The 14,685-nt window shown below is 65.4% G+C and carries 10 protein-coding genes and 3 tRNA genes; 9 read left to right on the forward strand and 4 right to left on the reverse strand.

The features are described 5' to 3' along the window. Positions 1-7: 7 nt before the first annotated feature. Positions 8-1,612, reverse strand: coding sequence for a protein translocase subunit SecD (gene secD, locus PK98_RS05875; protein ID WP_039094987.1), 1,605 nt, complete (start codon positions 1,610-1,612; stop codon positions 8-10). 16 nt (positions 1,613-1,628) lie between these two features. Continuing rightward, complete coding sequence (gene yajC, locus PK98_RS17510) at positions 1,629-2,123, reverse strand: preprotein translocase subunit YajC (RefSeq protein ID WP_326998650.1); 495 nt, start codon at positions 2,121-2,123, stop codon at positions 1,629-1,631. A gap of 36 nt (positions 2,124-2,159) precedes the next feature. Between yajC and PK98_RS05885 the strand changes: the two genes are divergently transcribed. The 5 genes from PK98_RS05885 (at position 2,160) to accC (ending at position 5,248) form a co-directional block, all read left to right on the forward strand. Continuing rightward, positions 2,160-2,236, forward strand: a tRNA-Pro gene (locus PK98_RS05885). Between the two features lie 136 nt (positions 2,237-2,372). Then, positions 2,373-2,786, forward strand: a complete 414-nt coding sequence (locus PK98_RS05890) for a holin family protein (protein ID WP_039094989.1) — start codon at positions 2,373-2,375, stop codon at positions 2,784-2,786. A gap of 80 nt (positions 2,787-2,866) precedes the next feature. Continuing rightward, positions 2,867-3,301, forward strand: a complete 435-nt coding sequence (gene aroQ, locus PK98_RS05895) for a type II 3-dehydroquinate dehydratase (RefSeq protein ID WP_039094991.1) — start codon at positions 2,867-2,869, stop codon at positions 3,299-3,301. A 134-nt stretch (positions 3,302-3,435) separates the two neighbouring features. Then, complete coding sequence (accB, locus tag PK98_RS05900) at positions 3,436-3,894, forward strand: acetyl-CoA carboxylase biotin carboxyl carrier protein (protein ID WP_081996156.1); 459 nt, start codon at positions 3,436-3,438, stop codon at positions 3,892-3,894. Between the two features lie 4 nt (positions 3,895-3,898). Then, on the forward strand, positions 3,899-5,248 hold the full coding sequence (gene accC / locus PK98_RS05905; RefSeq protein ID WP_039094993.1) for an acetyl-CoA carboxylase biotin carboxylase subunit: 1,350 nt from the start codon (positions 3,899-3,901) through the stop codon (positions 5,246-5,248). A 21-nt stretch (positions 5,249-5,269) separates the two neighbouring features. Here the strand turns inward: accC and PK98_RS05910 are convergent, their stop codons facing one another. Beyond that, entirely contained in the window at positions 5,270-5,734 is a 465-nt protein-coding gene (locus tag PK98_RS05910; RefSeq protein WP_039094995.1) for an Lrp/AsnC family transcriptional regulator, read from the reverse strand. 209 nt (positions 5,735-5,943) lie between these two features. Here PK98_RS05910 and PK98_RS05915 point away from each other — a divergent pair. Together PK98_RS05915 and PK98_RS05920 are read left to right on the forward strand one after the other, a co-directional pair. Beyond that, positions 5,944-6,019: transfer RNA gene (locus PK98_RS05915), tRNA-Ile, on the forward strand. 32 nt (positions 6,020-6,051) lie between these two features. Then, positions 6,052-6,128: transfer RNA gene (locus PK98_RS05920), tRNA-Pro, on the forward strand. A gap of 32 nt (positions 6,129-6,160) precedes the next feature. On the opposite strand, the gene pelA is transcribed toward PK98_RS05920, so the two are convergent. Next, on the reverse strand, positions 6,161-7,501 hold the full coding sequence (pelA, locus tag PK98_RS05925) for a pectate lyase (protein ID WP_052208095.1): 1,341 nt from the start codon (positions 7,499-7,501) through the stop codon (positions 6,161-6,163). Positions 7,502-7,706: 205 nt separating this feature from the next. Here pelA and PK98_RS05930 point away from each other — a divergent pair, with 205 nt between their 5' ends. Further along, a complete protein-coding gene (locus tag PK98_RS05930; protein ID WP_161792408.1) occupies positions 7,707-11,255 on the forward strand; it encodes a TonB-dependent receptor in 3,549 nt (1,182 codons plus the stop codon). Between the two features lie 74 nt (positions 11,256-11,329). Beyond that, positions 11,330-14,683 carry a DUF4450 domain-containing protein gene (locus tag PK98_RS17260; protein WP_039094996.1) on the forward strand — a complete coding sequence of 1,118 codons (3,354 nt, stop codon included), beginning with the start codon at positions 11,330-11,332 and terminating at the stop codon, positions 14,681-14,683. The last annotated feature ends 2 nt before the right edge of the window (positions 14,684-14,685 follow it).

Here is a 14,685-nt window from a genome sequence, read left to right on the forward strand (position 1 = left end):
GGCCGCCTTACAGCACGAGATCGGTCGGCCGCGCACGGCGCAGCCAGCCGGCGACCCACATGCGGGTCAGGGTCACGGCGGTGAATACGGAGGTGATGATGCCGATCACCAGCACGACGGCGAAGCCCTTCACCGGCCCGCTGCCGAACAGGAACAGCAGCACGGCAGCGATCACGTTGGTGATGTTCGCATCGAAGATCGCGCGGCTTGCCTCGCGATAGCCGCTTTCCACAGCCTGCACCGGCCTGCGACCGCGAGCCCGTTCCTCCCGGATGCGTTCGTTGATCAACACGTTGGCATCCACCGCCGCACCGATCGTCAGCACGAAGCCTGCGATGCCTGGCAGCGTCAGTGTAGCACCCATCACCGCCATGATACCCAGGATGATCAGGACGTTGATGACGACTGCGGCATTGGCATACAGGCCGAAACGCGGGCCGTAGGTGGCGAAGATGAACAGCACGAGCGCGATGGTGCCCACCGCGATGGCGATAGCCCCCTTGCCGATCGAATCAGCCCCCAGCTCTGCGCGAACGGTCCGCTCCTCCACTACCGTCAGTTCGACCGGCAACGCGCCCGAGTTCAGCGAGATCGCCAGCTGGTTGGCGCTCTCGGTCGTGAAGTTGCCGGAGATCTGCGCCGTGCCGCCCAGGATCGGTTCGTTGATCGTCGGGGCAGACAGGATCTCACCATCGAGCACGATGGCGAACTGTCGATTGACGTTTTCCGTGGTCAGTCGCGCGAAGCGTTGGGCGCCCTGCGGATCGAAGGAGATACTGACAACCGGCGTGTTGTTCTGCGGATCGAAGGTCTGCTGTGCGTTGGTCAACGAGTCGCCGCGGATACCGCCCAGCCGCCGCAGCGCCAGACCGCCGGCGGTCTGCGAATCTGCGGCATAGGGCACGATCTCGCTGCCCGGAGGCGCAATGCCCTGGGCAACGTCGGACGGCAGGGCCGTGGTATCGACAAGCCTGAACTCGAGGTTCGCAGTCTGCCCCAGCAATTCCTTCAGCGCTTCGGGATCTTCCAGGCCAGGAACCTGCACCACGATGCGGTTCGCGCCTTGGCGGATGATCGTCGGCTCGCGCGTCCCAAGCGCGTCGATGCGCTTGCGCACCACTTCCGTGGCGCTGTCCATCGCCTGCGATGTTGCGACCTCCAGGCCGGCCTTCGTCTGGGTCAACACGAAGCGGGTGCCGTCAACGACCTCTATGGTCCAGTCGCGCTGGCCGGTCAGGCCTGCGCCTGTGGTCAGCGGTTCCAGCAGGCCGCGCGCGGCATCGACCTGGCCGGGATCCTCCAGCATGAAGGTCAGCCGTCCGCCACTGGTGGAGATGTCGCCATGACGGATGCGCGGGGTCGCCTGCCGCAGCGTGTCGCGGACGCTTTCCTCCATGGTCTGGAGCCGTTGCGCCGCCACCTGGCTGGCTTCGGCCTCCAGCATGATGTGCGACCCGCCGGCGAGATCCAGTCCCAGATTGACCGTTCGGCTGGGCATCCATGCGGGCAGGCTGCCGCCGGCCAGTGCCACAAGGCTGGGCACGGCGCATAGCAGGCCAAGCACGGTGAGGCTCCACAGCCAGGCGCGCTTCCAAGGCGGAAAGTCGAGCATCAGTGTTCCGTCCGGTTCAATCGTTCGCCGGCTTGCCGCCCGGCGCCATGATGTCGCCGATCGTTGCCTTCACCACACGGACGCGCACCCCTTGCGCGATCTCGACCTCGGCTGCGTCGTCTTCCACGCGGATGACCTTGCCGATGATCCCGCCGGCGGTGACGATCTGGTCGCCGCGCTTCACGGATGCGATCTTGGTCTGGTGATCCTTCTGCCGCTTCATCTGCGGGCGGATGATCAGGAACCAGAAGATCGCGACCATGCCGATGATCGGCAAGAACTGAAGCCATCCCGGCGGCACCGAACCGCCCGCACCGGCGGCAAGTAGGTCAAGCATCGTATGTTCGATCCATTTGCGATTGTGGCGGCACCAAGGTGCCGGACGTCGGGCAAAGACCTGCCGGCCTGCGCCCGATAAGTGGCCGCGGCGCGTAGCAGCAATGCATCTGACGTGCAATGAACGGGGAAAGCGGCGGAGTTGCAGGTGGCTGTCCGCCCGCACTTGCCACATCCAAAAGCCGCGCCTATACGCCCGCTTCCACTGGATCGGGACGTAGCGCAGCCTGGTAGCGCATCACACTGGGGGTGTGGGGGTCGGAGGTTCGAATCCTCTCGTCCCGACCAGTGGCAACCCCCCTCTCTTTGCCGATCGATGCGCGCCAGCCATGCGGCGCGATGTGCGTCGGCGCGGCAAAGCACCTTTCCTACACAAACCAATCTGGTTCATTCGGCAGCTCCGACTCACATCCGGAGCAAGTGCATGGCTGTTTTCGAAGCCCTCATCTCGCCGATCGCCTCGCTGATCGACAAGATCATCCCAGACAAGGAGGCGCAGGCGCGCGCCAAGCTGGAACTGCTGAAGCTGGAAGGTACCCAAGAGCTGGAGGCGATCCGCTCGCGCCTTTCGGCCATCGTGGCCGAGGCCGAGTCCCGGGATCCCTGGACCAGCCGGGCCCGTCCGTCCTTCCTCTATGTCATGTACATCATGATCCTGATGGCGATCCCGATGGGGGTCCTGTCCGCCTTTCGCCCCGACATGGCGGACGGCATCGCCCGTGGCATGAACACCTATCTGAACGGCTTGCCGGAAGAGCTTTACGTCCTGTTCGGCACCGGCTACCTCGGCTACACCGCGGCCCGCCAGTGGGGCAAGGCCAAGGGTCCCGCGCAATGAGCCGGCGCGCTTAGCCTTACCCTTCCTCCTCCCCGGCGCTATGGCGATCATTGTTGCCAGACATGCCGGGGAGTTGCTGCTTGAGCCAGATCGTTTTTGTCCTGAACGGGCCCAACCTCAACCTGCTCGGTACGCGGGAGCCGGACATCTATGGCTCCGACACGCTCGACGACATCGCCGGCCGGCTTGACGACCTCGCCCGGCCGCTCGGGCTCACCGTCGATCTGCGCCAGTCCAATCATGAAGGCCATCTGATCGATTGGCTACACGAGGCGCAGGCCCGTGAGGCCAGGGGCGTGATCCTGAATGCCGGCGCGCTGACCCATACCAGCATCGGACTGCACGATGCGATAAAGGCTGTGCGCACCCCCGTCGTGGAGGTGCACCTGTCCAACCCCCACACCCGTGAGGCCTTCCGCCACCGCAGCTATGTCGGGATGGCGTGCAAGGGAACGATCGCCGGCCTGGGAGCGCTAGGCTACGAACTGGCGCTGCAGGCAATCAGCCGCTGGTAAGGCGAAGGGCGTGTCTCCCGGGGCTGCCGACCCTTGCTTTGCCGGATGGCTGATCCCATAGGGCGCCGTTTATGAGTTTGAAGCTTGGAGGACCCATGGTGGCAGATAGCAGCGGTGACACTGCCGGCCCCGCGATGAAGATCGACAGCACGCTGGTGCGCGAACTGGCGGAGTTGCTGGTCGATACCGGCCTGACCGAAATCGAGGTTGAAGAAGGTGCGCGGCGCATCCGCGTCGTACGCCAGAACATGATGGCCGCAGCGCCGATGCAGGTTGCATCTGCGGCCCCGTCCTATGTGGCCCCGGCCCTGACCGGTGCGCCGGCAGGCACGGCACCGGCTGAGGCAGCGCCCGACATGTCCAATGCCTTGCGCTCCCCGATGGTAGGCACCGCCTATCTGTCGCCGGAGCCGGGTTCGGAACAGTTCGTGAAGGTCGGTGACACGGTCAAGCCGGGCGACACGCTGCTCATCGTGGAGGCGATGAAGGTGATGAACCCGATTACCGCCACAAAGGAAGGTGTTGTACGCGAGATCCTGATCACCAATGCCCAGCCGATCGAATTCGATCAGCCGCTGATGGTGATCGGCTGAACAGATGGCCATTTCCCGCATCCTGATCGCCAACCGCGGAGAGATCGCGTTGCGCATCCACCGCGCCGCGCACGAGATGGGCATCGAGACCGTGGCGGTGCATTCAACCGCCGATGCGGAGGCGATGCATGTTCGCCTGGCCGATCACGCCGTCTGCATCGGACCGCCCTCCGCCACCGAGAGTTACCTGAACACGGCAGCGATCATCGCCGCGGCCGAGATCACCGGCGCGGACGCGATCCATCCGGGGTACGGCTTCCTGTCCGAGAATGCGCAGTTTGCGGAGATCGTGGAAGCGCACGGCCTCGCCTGGATCGGGCCCAAGCCCGAGCATATCCGCACCATGGGCGACAAGGTGGAAGCCAAGCGTACCGCCGGTGCGCTCGGCCTGCCACTGGTGCCAGGTTCTGCCGGCGCGGTCGAGACGGTCGAGGAGGCAGCGCGCGTTGCCGAGGAGATCGGCTATCCCGTACTGGTGAAGGCGGCGAGCGGCGGCGGAGGCCGTGGCATGAAGGTCGTGCCTGGCCCGGACATGCTGGAAAGCCTGATCCGTCAGGCCAAGAACGAGGCCAAGTCCGCGTTCGGTGATGACACCGTCTATCTCGAGAAATATCTCGGCAACCCGCGGCACATCGAGTTTCAGGTATTCGGCGACGGCAAGGGCAACGCGATCCACCTGGGCGAGCGTGACTGTTCGTTGCAGCGGCGGCACCAGAAGGTGCTGGAGGAGGCGCCCTCCCCCATCCTGTCCGAAGAGGATCGCTCCCGCATGGGCGGGATCGTCGCCAAGGCGATGGCCGATATGGGCTATCGCGGTGCGGGCACGATCGAGTTTCTGTGGGAGAACGGCGAGTTCTACTTCATCGAGATGAACACGCGCCTGCAGGTGGAGCATCCCGTGACGGAGGCAATCACCGGCGTCGACCTGGTGCGGGAGCAGATCCGGGTCGCGGAAGGCAAGCCGCTGTCAGTGACGCAGGACGAGATCACCTTCACCGGCCATGCGATCGAGTGCCGGATCAATGCCGAGGATCCGTTCACCTTCGCCCCGTCACCGGGCAAGGTGACCGCCTATCATGCAGCGGGCGGCATGCATGTGCGCGTGGATAGCGGGCTGTATGCCGGCTATTCCATTCCGCCCTACTATGACAGCATGATCGCCAAGCTGATCGTGTACGGCCGGACACGCGAAGGTTGCATCATGCGCTTGCGGCGCGCGCTCGAGGAAATGGTGATCGAGGGGGTGAAGACCAACATCCCCCTCCACAACGCCTTGCTGCACGAAGATGACGTGCTGAGCGGCAACTACTCGATCAAGTGGCTGGAAGACTGGCTCGCCCGGCGCGATCGCTGACAGGTACGACCGGGCGGCCCTTCAATCGAAAGGTACGCCCGGCTCGTTCTTGGCGGTGCGGATGGTCAGCGAGGTCTTGACGCTGGCGACGTTGGGCGCCGGCGTCAGCTTGCTGGTCAGGAATTCCTGGAAGCTCTGCAGATCGTGGCTGACGATCTTCAGGATGAAATCGATCTCGCCATTCAGCATGTGGCACTCGCGCACTTCCGGCAGCAGCCGGATGTGATCCTCGAACGCGCGCAGATCTTCCTCCGCCTGGCTCTTCAGGCTAACCATGGCAAAGACCGTGATGGCGAAGCCCAGCTTGGAGGCATCGAGATCGGCATGGTAGCCGCGGATGACCCCTGCAAGTTCCAGCCCGCGCACACGGCGCAGGCAGGGCGGGGCAGTCAGGCCGACACGCTTCGCCAGGTCGACATTGGTCACTCTGCCTTCTGCCTGCAATTCAGCAAGCAGCTTGCGATCGATCGAATCGAGCGTCGCCATCAGTCCCTCTCTCAGCCTCGCAACCATGTCGGATTGGAAGTTAACACGCGTCTGCACATGGGTGCGGGTAACAAAGTTGTCCATGCCCGCAACCGAAGGCGATTGCAACAGGAGCCCGGCGGCTGGTGACAAAGCTGGTCGGACAGCAGACGCAGCTTGCCTGCGGGGCCTACCCAAGCTAGGCGCACCGGCAGCACATGCGGTGCACTGGGCCTGTAGCTCAGCGGTTAGAGCTGGCCGCTCATAACGGCTAGGTCGCGGGTTCGAATCCTGCCAGGCCTACCACCATCGCATATGCCGTGGCCTGACGGGCCGGTCGGGGAGTAGCGCAGCCCGGTAGCGCATCTGCTTTGGGAGCAGAGGGCCGCAGGTTCGAATCCTGTCTCCCCGACCATTCCGTCTCAGGCCACGGACAAACCGGCAGCGTCAGGTCTCGGTGCGGCTTCGCCAGGCAGGATAGGCGTCGAGCACGCGCTGCGGCGTATTCACCCACCAGGCATAGCCGTTGCGGCGCCCTTCCGAGATGCCGTTCACGTCATCATGGATGCTCTTGTCACGATCGCCGAAGATCGGCTGCCCGCTCACCACATCATAGTTGCGGGACCAGATCGGGCCGGCGCCCGGATGCGGGATCAGCTTGCGCCCTTCCCCCTCCACCCTGGTGAAGGCGACATCGTGCGTGGCCTTGCTGCGCAGCCAGGCGATCCCGCCCTCGATCGCGGTGCGCACCTCGGCTGCCGGGCGCGGCTCGCGCATCAGGAACAGCAGGATGTCCGTTGTTTCTCCACTCGCAATCGATCGTGGCTCGTAATTGCGGGCGGAAATCGGCTCCAGCGTCAGAGGGTCCACCTGCTGCGGCCAGCCGGTGCGTTGTCCGTCGACCCGGACCTGAGCCTGCAGGATCACGGCGGTCCCGCGCTCCACCGCTGCGCCAGCCTGGCTGCGCATGTCTCCGGGCACGAAGGCGAATCGCGGGTCTGTCGCCACATCGTGCAGCAGCATCATGACCTCGGCCATGCCATTATCGTTGAAGGTGATCCCGTCATGATAGCCGCCTTGCAGCGGCCACACCTGCGGCCAGCCGCCATTCGGGTATTGCGCCGCCAGCAGATAGCGGATCCCGCTGACGAAGCTGGCCCGGTAGGCGTCACCTTCCTGCCCCGGCACCGCTGCGGCGACGCGCGCCAGGTAGCGCAGTTCACCGGTGGTGGCGCCATTGTCGATCGTGCCGACATAGATCCAGCGGCGATCATCCGGCTGGTCGAAATTGGTGGGATCAGGCACGGCCGGGCCACCATCGCTGCCATAGCGCTGCCCCGGCAGGCGCGGCGAACCGGCCCGATCCAGGTTCTTGCTCCAACCCCCGGCAGGCGTCTGGAAGCTTGCGACGTTGTCGGCGATGCGCCTGGCGTCGGCACCGGCATACCAAACTGGATCCTGATCCATGGGCATCGACTTGATCCCGGCGCCATGCGGTGCAGGCGATGGTGGCTGGCTCGCACCCGCAGGCAGCTCGGCTTGCAGCGACGCGCGGTCTGCACGCATCTGCGTGGCGGAACGCTGCAGATAGTCCAGCCAGCCCTGCCGCTGGGTAGCCGGCAGAGTTCCGATCCGCTCCGCATCGAGCGGCGGCGCCGGTACGTTGGTGCCGATCACCCTGGCTTCACCCGGCGAGATCGTAATGACGCCGCACGATGCGCCGATTGCCAGAAGAATGCCGGCGGTGCCTGTGCCGAACCGCCGCGCCCGCTTGTGTGATGCTCGCATGGTGCCTCTCCCTGCCGGTCACAGGCGATCCTGTGAGCCTGGTCTTGTCATACAAGAAATGATTGACTTAATCGCTTGGCACAGCGCTGAAAGCCGCCGTCATTGGCAAAGTCACTTTTACCAATAATCCCCGTTGCCATAGAGGAAAGGTTGTCATACATCTTTGCTCAGCCGGCGCAACAGACCGGATCATGAGGAGCGGATGATGCACGAGGGGCTTGGTGCGCGCGCAGGGACGCGTATCCTGAAGAGTGGCGGCACAATGCAGGCGCAAGGTGGATCGATGCTGCGCAAGGCGCGGACGCGGTCAGCCATTTCGTTGCTGGCCGTGGCGATCGCAGGCGGCGGAACGGCCGTGCACGCGCAGGACGCGGTGCAGCAGCAGGGCACGCGGGCTGACAGCCGCACTCCTCCGTCCACGGGCGGCAGCACGCCCACCGCGCAGACCTCGGCCGTTGCCGGCCCCGGCATTGCCAACAGCACGGTTCCTTCGAACGAGACCATCTCCGGCCCCGCACCGCAGGACGGCAACCAGCCGGTCGATCGCGCCGCCGCCGAAGGTGACGAGATCCTCGTGACCGGCGTTCGCCAGGCGGAGCAGTCCGCCATCGCCCGCAAGCGTACCGCCCGCACCGCGCAGGACTCGATCGTGGCGGACGATGTCGGCCAGTTCCCCGACAAGAACGCAGCCGAAGCCATTTCGCGTATCGCCGGTGTTGCGCTGGACGTCGGCGATTCCGGCGAACAGGGTGGTTTCACCATTCGCGGCCAGTCCGCCGACCTGATCCGCATCGAGGTGGACGGCATGACCACGCTGCCCTCTGGCGGCGGCACCGGCGGTCGCGCAGCGACAGTCGGCGAGCTGTCATCCGACCTCATCAAGAGCGTGGACGTCATCAAGGGTCAGACGGCCGACATGACACCGGGCGGCGTCGGCGGCACGGTCAAGATCGAGCAGCGGACCGGTCTGGACTTCAAGGACCCGCTGTATCGCCTGAACGTCCAGGCCGCGTACCAGACGCTGAGCGAGGACTTCAACCCGCGCATCAACGCGATCGCCACCCAGAAGTTCTTCGACGATCGCGTCGGCCTGATCATCAACGGCACGTACGAAAAGCAGTCGATCGGCACTGATTACTCGCGCGTATCGCGCGCGCAGCAGGGCTATATCCCGCTGGGCGATCTCGACAATTCGCCGGAAAAGACCTTCACGACTCCCTTCGATCCAGCTGCGGCAGCGGTCACGAGCAAGGCGGGCTGCGCCGCGCTGACCACCACCGGCATCAACAGCCGCCTAAACTGCTATGCCCAGTGGGAGGATCTGGTCCCGTCCTACGTTCGGCCAGGCCGGCAGATCCGCGGCGAAGAACGGTTTTCACTGCAGGCGCGGGTAGACTGGGAGATCAATGACGATCTGGTCGCCTTCGTCTCGTACAATCCGAACATCCGGAAGGTAAATTCGCAGGACTACAACTACAGCGTTGCCATCCCTGTCGGCACCACCGGCACGAACGGTCTGCTTGCCACGTCGAACATCCGCAATGTGGTGGTCAACGAGAACCACTATGTGACGTCGTTTGACATGGTCAACCGGCCGGCGAACGTTGCCGCCACGGTCCCGGGCTACATCAACAATAATCGGCTTACGACAGAGAACCGCGACATTCGCCGCGATGCCGAGCAGTACTACACCCAGGGCGGATTGGACTTCATTTCTGGGCCATGGGTGATCAAGGGGCGTGTTCAGTACAGCCTCTCCAAGTTCCAGCGGCAGGATATCGCTGTCCGCGCCTTTGCGCCGTTGGATACGGCCAGCTTCGCGCTGCAACCGGACAGCGGCTTGTGGACAATCGAAGCGCCGGGCGTCGATCAGACCAACCCGGCCTCCTACTACCCGGTCATCGGCACGACGGGGTTCAGCGGCAATGCGCAGATCGACGTCATTCCTGAAGCGAACCGCAACAGCGAATGGAACTACCAGCTCGATGCCGAACACTTCTTCGAAGATTTCGGGCCGCTGACTCGTATCAAGGCGGGCGTCCAGCACCGCACCCGCAAGAACGACACCTATAACGAAACCGGCTACATCATCACGCCGGGAACCGTGCTGTCGCGTGCCCGCAGCATCGACCAGGTTCGCGCCTGCGATCCGACGCGCACCACGGCTGCCGCCCCTTGCGTGTTCGGCTCCGCACCAGCATCGATTACGCCGGCCAACGTCAACACCACGACCGACCGGCTCAACAAGCTGCACACCCTCACGGTCGAGCAGTACCAGAACATCCTGAACGCATCGCTCCTCACCCTGCCGGGTGCTGGTCGCGACGATGGAACGATCAACTGGGGCGCGCTCGACGCTCAGGTATTCGCCCGTGAACTCGGCAAGTACGCTGATCTCAGCAGCTGGAACCTCGACTGTCTGTACGAATGCATCGCGTCCGACGGCCAGACCTACGAGCGGCCGCCTTATCATACGGACGAGATCACCTCGTCGGCCTACATCATGGCCGATTTCGCGGTGCGGCCGTTCGGCGTGTTGTTAGAGGGCAATGCCGGCGTCCGGTACCAGCGCATCAAGGTGGATGCCGCGCCGGTCATCGACTTCAGCAATCGCACCGCCACACCGGGCGTTGGTGACAACGGGTTGCCGACCTACAATGTCGCGAATGTCCTGATCCGCCGCGACGTTGGCTCCATCCAGCGCACCAGCGAGGACTGGCTGCCCAGCTTCAACCTGGCGGCCTGGCCGGTGGAAGATGTGCTGGGCCTGCGCTATTCCATCGCCAAGCAGCGCGCGCGTCCCAGCCTTGCCCAGCTCACCGGCGCTGCCGTCTCCAACTGCGGCATTGTGGCCCCCGGATTGCGGGAGCAGCTGGAGCAGTTCCTGGCGCAGAACCCCGGCGCCATCCAGGATGACGATCCGAACACGGATGACGATGCGGAGGCAGGGAACATCCTCGACTCCTTCGTCAATCGGTGCAACGGCCGGATCGGCAACCCCGAACTCGCCGGCTATGGCGCGACCACGCAGAACCTGTCGCTGGAATGGTACCCCAACGCGGATACGCAGTTGACCGGCGCGATCTACCAGATTGCGGTGAAGACCGGCCGGCCGGAGAACGTCTCGACCGACGGCTACGTGCTTGCCGGAAACAACTATGCAGTCGACACCTACCGTGACGGCCCTGGCGGACTGAAGCAGCGCGGGTTCGAGATCGCCGGTCGCACCGCCTTCACCTTCCTGCCTGGACCGCTGCAGTATCTGGGTGGCGGCTTCAACTACTCCTATACGGAGTCGAATGAAGAGACGAGCGAGGTCGATCTGTTCACGGGCATTGCCCTGCCGCCGCGGTCGCAGTCGAAGTACTACTACAATGTCAATCTGTGGTACGATGATGGCAAGCTCAATGCCCGTGTCGCCTACCAGCGTCGTGCGATGTTCTACGATCGCACTGACCCTGATGCGGAAAACCGCATCCCCGCCAGCGCCGGCCTCGATGGCTCTACGGCTACCAGCTACTTCAAGACCGTTCCGCCGGTCTACAAGACAGGATCAGAGAACCTCGATGCGCGCGCATCGTACCAGCTATTCCCCAAGCTGCAGCTGTTCGTGGAAGGCAAGAACCTGCTGAACACCTCGATCGGCAAGTATACGCCTAACGAGTTCCGCACGATCGGCGGAGACACTCCGTACATGTTCGACGAGGTGTTCGTCGGTCGCACCTTCTACTTCGGCATCATCGCCGATCTTTAAATCCTCCTCCCCAGAGGACCCTCGCCCGGCTTCCATTCGTGGAAGCCGGGCGTTCTTTTCAGAGGAATGCGGATATGCCCCGCCCGTTCATCTTGCTGGCAAGCGCGCTGGCGCTGACGACCGCCCTGACCCAGCCGATGCTGGCGCAGACGCTGGTCGCCACAGGCGGCGTCGCGCCCAACCGTGAAGGTGAGCTGGCCCGCCCGGTCCGCTACACGCCCGATGGCGACGCCTTCCGGATCGAGAACGGGACCGAGCGCTACAACCGTCCGCTTTACGGCGGCAACACGGCCTTCCGGGTCGATGGCGGCGACCGGCCGGAGTTCGTGCTCTATCTGCCGGGGCGCGGCGGAAACCTGCGCTTCGCCGTGCGGCTGGCGGACGGCACGTACTGGTGGCTGCACGAGGCCGAGGCCATCACCACCCATTATCGCCCGGGTGAACTGACCTACCGCATCACTGATCGACGCCTCGGGACGGGCGCGATCGAGCTGGTCGCGGTCGCCCTGGCCGACACCGAAGGTCTGGCGATCCATGCCGGGGGCGACGGCCTCCCGCCCGATACACAGCTGGCCTGGGCGTTTGGCGGTGTGAATGGCCAGCGGGGTACGCGCGATGGCGACATCGGCACGGAAAAGGTGCCGATCAGCGAATGGTTCGGGTTCCAGCCGGCCTTCGCTCAGGACAACATCGTGGAGCCGCTGGATGACGGTTTCAGCGTGAGCGGCAAGCCCGGCATGATCACCGGCACGTTGCGGAACGGCGGTGTCACCGGCACCGCACCCGGGGAAGCATGGAACAGTCCGGCGGATCTGTTTGCCGGCCCGGCCACCAACGTCGCTCCGGAGCGGCCGGTGATGACCGGCAGCCTGCAGCTGGACGGCGACGGTGGCTTCCTGGTGCTGCAGCGCACCGCCTATGCGCCGGCCGCCAATACCGATCTGTCGACCTATGCCGCGGTCAGTGCCGATCGCCGGGCGCCCCCGCCTTTGCCGCCGCTGGCGCCGCCCTACCCCAGCGATGCGCTGCCGCAGGTATTCGCCGACGCCCGGGCGCACTTTGCGGAACTGCGCGGCCGGGTGCGGATCGTTACCCCGGACCCGTGGCTGAACGCCGCGGCCGCCTCCCTGAACGTCGCTGCCGATGCTGTATGGGACGGCCCGCAGGCCGCCATCATGCATGGTGCGGTCGCATGGCGCACCAAGCTGGTCGGCTGGCGTGGACCCTATGCGCTCGACGCGCTCGGCTGGCACGATCGTGCCCGCGCCAATTTCCGCGCCTGGCTGCCACGCCAGAACACCGATCCGATCCCCGCGACGATCCCGCCGGCGGATACCGACAGCAACCTTGCCCGCAACGAAAGTGCGCTGCACTCCAACGGTGACCTGGCGAACGCGCATTACGACATGAACGCCGTGTTCGTGGACGCGCTGTTCCGGCATATCGCGTGGACCGGCGACCTCGATTTCGCGCGCGAGGCTTGGCCGGCGATCCAGCGTCACCTCGCATGGGAGCAGCGGCTGTTCCGCCGCCCGTTCGGATCCGACGGCCTGCCGCTGTACGAGGCCTATGCGCAGATCTGGGCCAGCGACGATGTCGGGTACAATGGCGGCGGCGTCGCCTATGCCTCCGCCTACAACCTGTTCCACAATCGGCAGGCCGCCAGCCTCGCCCGCGCGCTAGGCGAGGATGCCACGCCGTTCGAGGCCGAGGCGGAGGCGATCGGTCGGGCCATGCGCGCGCATCTGTGGCTGCCGGAACGCGGCCACTTTGCCGAGTACCGCGACTTCCTGGGCGAACAGGCCACGCACCCGGCCGCCGGTCTGTGGAGTTTCTACCATGTGCTGGATTCCGGTGTGCCGGACCGGCAGGAAGCGTGGCGGATGGCGGATGCCGTCGCCAGCACCATGCCCATGCTGCCGGTCGAAGGGCCGGGTGTGCCCGGTGAACGGCAGCATGGCGTCTATGCCAGCAGCAACTGGATGCCCTACACCTGGTCCGTCAACAATGTGGTGATGGGGGAAAACCTGCACACCGCGCTCGGCCTGTGGCAGGCCGGCCGGGCGGAGGACGCCTACACGCTCGCGCGTAGCGCCCTGCTCGCCAGCATGTTCATGGGCATCAGCCCGGGCAATGTCGGCTCCATGAACTATCTCGACGTCTACCGACGGGAGGCGCAGCGCGACTTCGCCGATGGCTCAGGCGTCATGGCCCGCACGCTGGTGGAGGGTCTGTTCGGTGTAAGACCCGATGCACTGGCCCGCAGCCTGACCGTACAGCCCGGTCTGCCCGCCGCGTGGGACCATGCCGAGCTGCACCATCCCGACCTGTCGCTCAGCTTCCGCCGCGATGGCGCGGAAGACCGCTGGACCCTGCGCCAGACAGGCGATCGCTTCGCCCGCTTGCATCTGCGCCTGCCGGCCCGGCGGGATCAGGTTGCCGCCGTCACCGTCGCCGGTCAGCCGGCAGAATGGCAGGTGGATGAAACCGCGGTCGGTGCCCCGGCGATCCTGATCGCCGCCCCCCTTGGCGCGGAGGCCGAGGTGGTGGTGCGCTGGGCCGGCGACGCGATCGCGCCAGCGACCGGCGCCGGCAGTCGCTTCGCAGCCCGGCAGCAGGGCGCCATGCGCTGGTGGGTGCCGACCGGCCCTGTCGCCGAACAGCCGGTCACACCGATCGTGACGGACTCGGCTCCGACCGGTGCGCAACGCACAGTGGATCTTGCCCCCTTCTTCAACGACGCGGTTACCGCGATCTTCGCGTCAGGCAAGTATGTCAGCCCGCGCTCGCCCTTTGCCTCGCTGGCGCTGCCGTCACAGGGACTCGGCGCCTGGGCCGGGCACGTCAACGCCACCGCCACCATCGACGATGCGGGGCTGCGGCAGGCGGTGCAGGCCGGCGGCGGCTGGTTCACCCTGCCCGATGGCGGGCGGTTCGCCATGCCGGCGAGCGGCAAGAACGCGCTGTTCGTGTCGAAGTGGGATAATTACCCGGACGAGGTCACCCTGCCCCTGTCCGGCAGCGGCCGCTTCCTGCGCCTGCTGATGGCCGGCACCACCAATGCCATGCAGAGCCGGATCGACAATGGCGAGGTGATCGTCACCTACACCGATGGCACCACCGCCCGACTGGCGCTGCACAATCCCACCACCTGGTGGCCGATCGAGCGAGACTACCTGCCCGACGATTACCAGTTCCGTATCCCGGGTCCGCGCCCCTTGCGTGTCGACTTGGCCACCGCGCGGGTTCGGCAGGGCGGCGAAGCGGGTGCGGGTACCGGACCGGAGTCACGCATCGAGGGCGGCTCGGCCACCGTGCTCGGCCTGCAGCTCGATCCGGCGCGCCAGCTGCAATCCCTGACTGTCCGTGCCCGCGCGAACGAGGTGGTCATCGGCCTGCTCGCCGCCACGATCGATGGCGGAGCGTAAGG

The organism is Croceibacterium mercuriale (genome assembly GCF_000802385.1).
Taxonomy (GTDB): domain Bacteria; phylum Pseudomonadota; class Alphaproteobacteria; order Sphingomonadales; family Sphingomonadaceae; genus Croceibacterium; species Croceibacterium mercuriale.

Bases quoted from the DNA above. Each gene is read 5' to 3' on its own strand.
- PK98_RS05890 (WP_039094989.1), top strand. From the start codon at position 2,373: ATGGCTGTTTTCGAAGCCCTCATCTCGCCGATCGCCTCGCTGATCGAC.
- pelA (WP_052208095.1), bottom strand. From the start codon at position 7,501: ATGCGAGCATCACACAAGCGGGCGCGGCGGTTCGGCACAGGCACCGCC.
- accC (WP_039094993.1), top strand. From the start codon at position 3,899: ATGGCCATTTCCCGCATCCTGATCGCCAACCGCGGAGAGATCGCGTTG.
- secD (WP_039094987.1), bottom strand. From the start codon at position 1,612: ATGCTCGACTTTCCGCCTTGGAAGCGCGCCTGGCTGTGGAGCCTCACC.
- PK98_RS05910 (WP_039094995.1), bottom strand. From the start codon at position 5,734: ATGGCGACGCTCGATTCGATCGATCGCAAGCTGCTTGCTGAATTGCAG.
- PK98_RS05930 (WP_161792408.1), top strand. From the start codon at position 7,707: ATGCACGAGGGGCTTGGTGCGCGCGCAGGGACGCGTATCCTGAAGAGT.
- PK98_RS17260 (WP_039094996.1), top strand. From the start codon at position 11,330: ATGCCCCGCCCGTTCATCTTGCTGGCAAGCGCGCTGGCGCTGACGACC.
- accB (WP_081996156.1), top strand. From the start codon at position 3,436: ATGAAGATCGACAGCACGCTGGTGCGCGAACTGGCGGAGTTGCTGGTC.
- yajC (WP_326998650.1), bottom strand. From the start codon at position 2,123: ATGTGGCAAGTGCGGGCGGACAGCCACCTGCAACTCCGCCGCTTTCCC.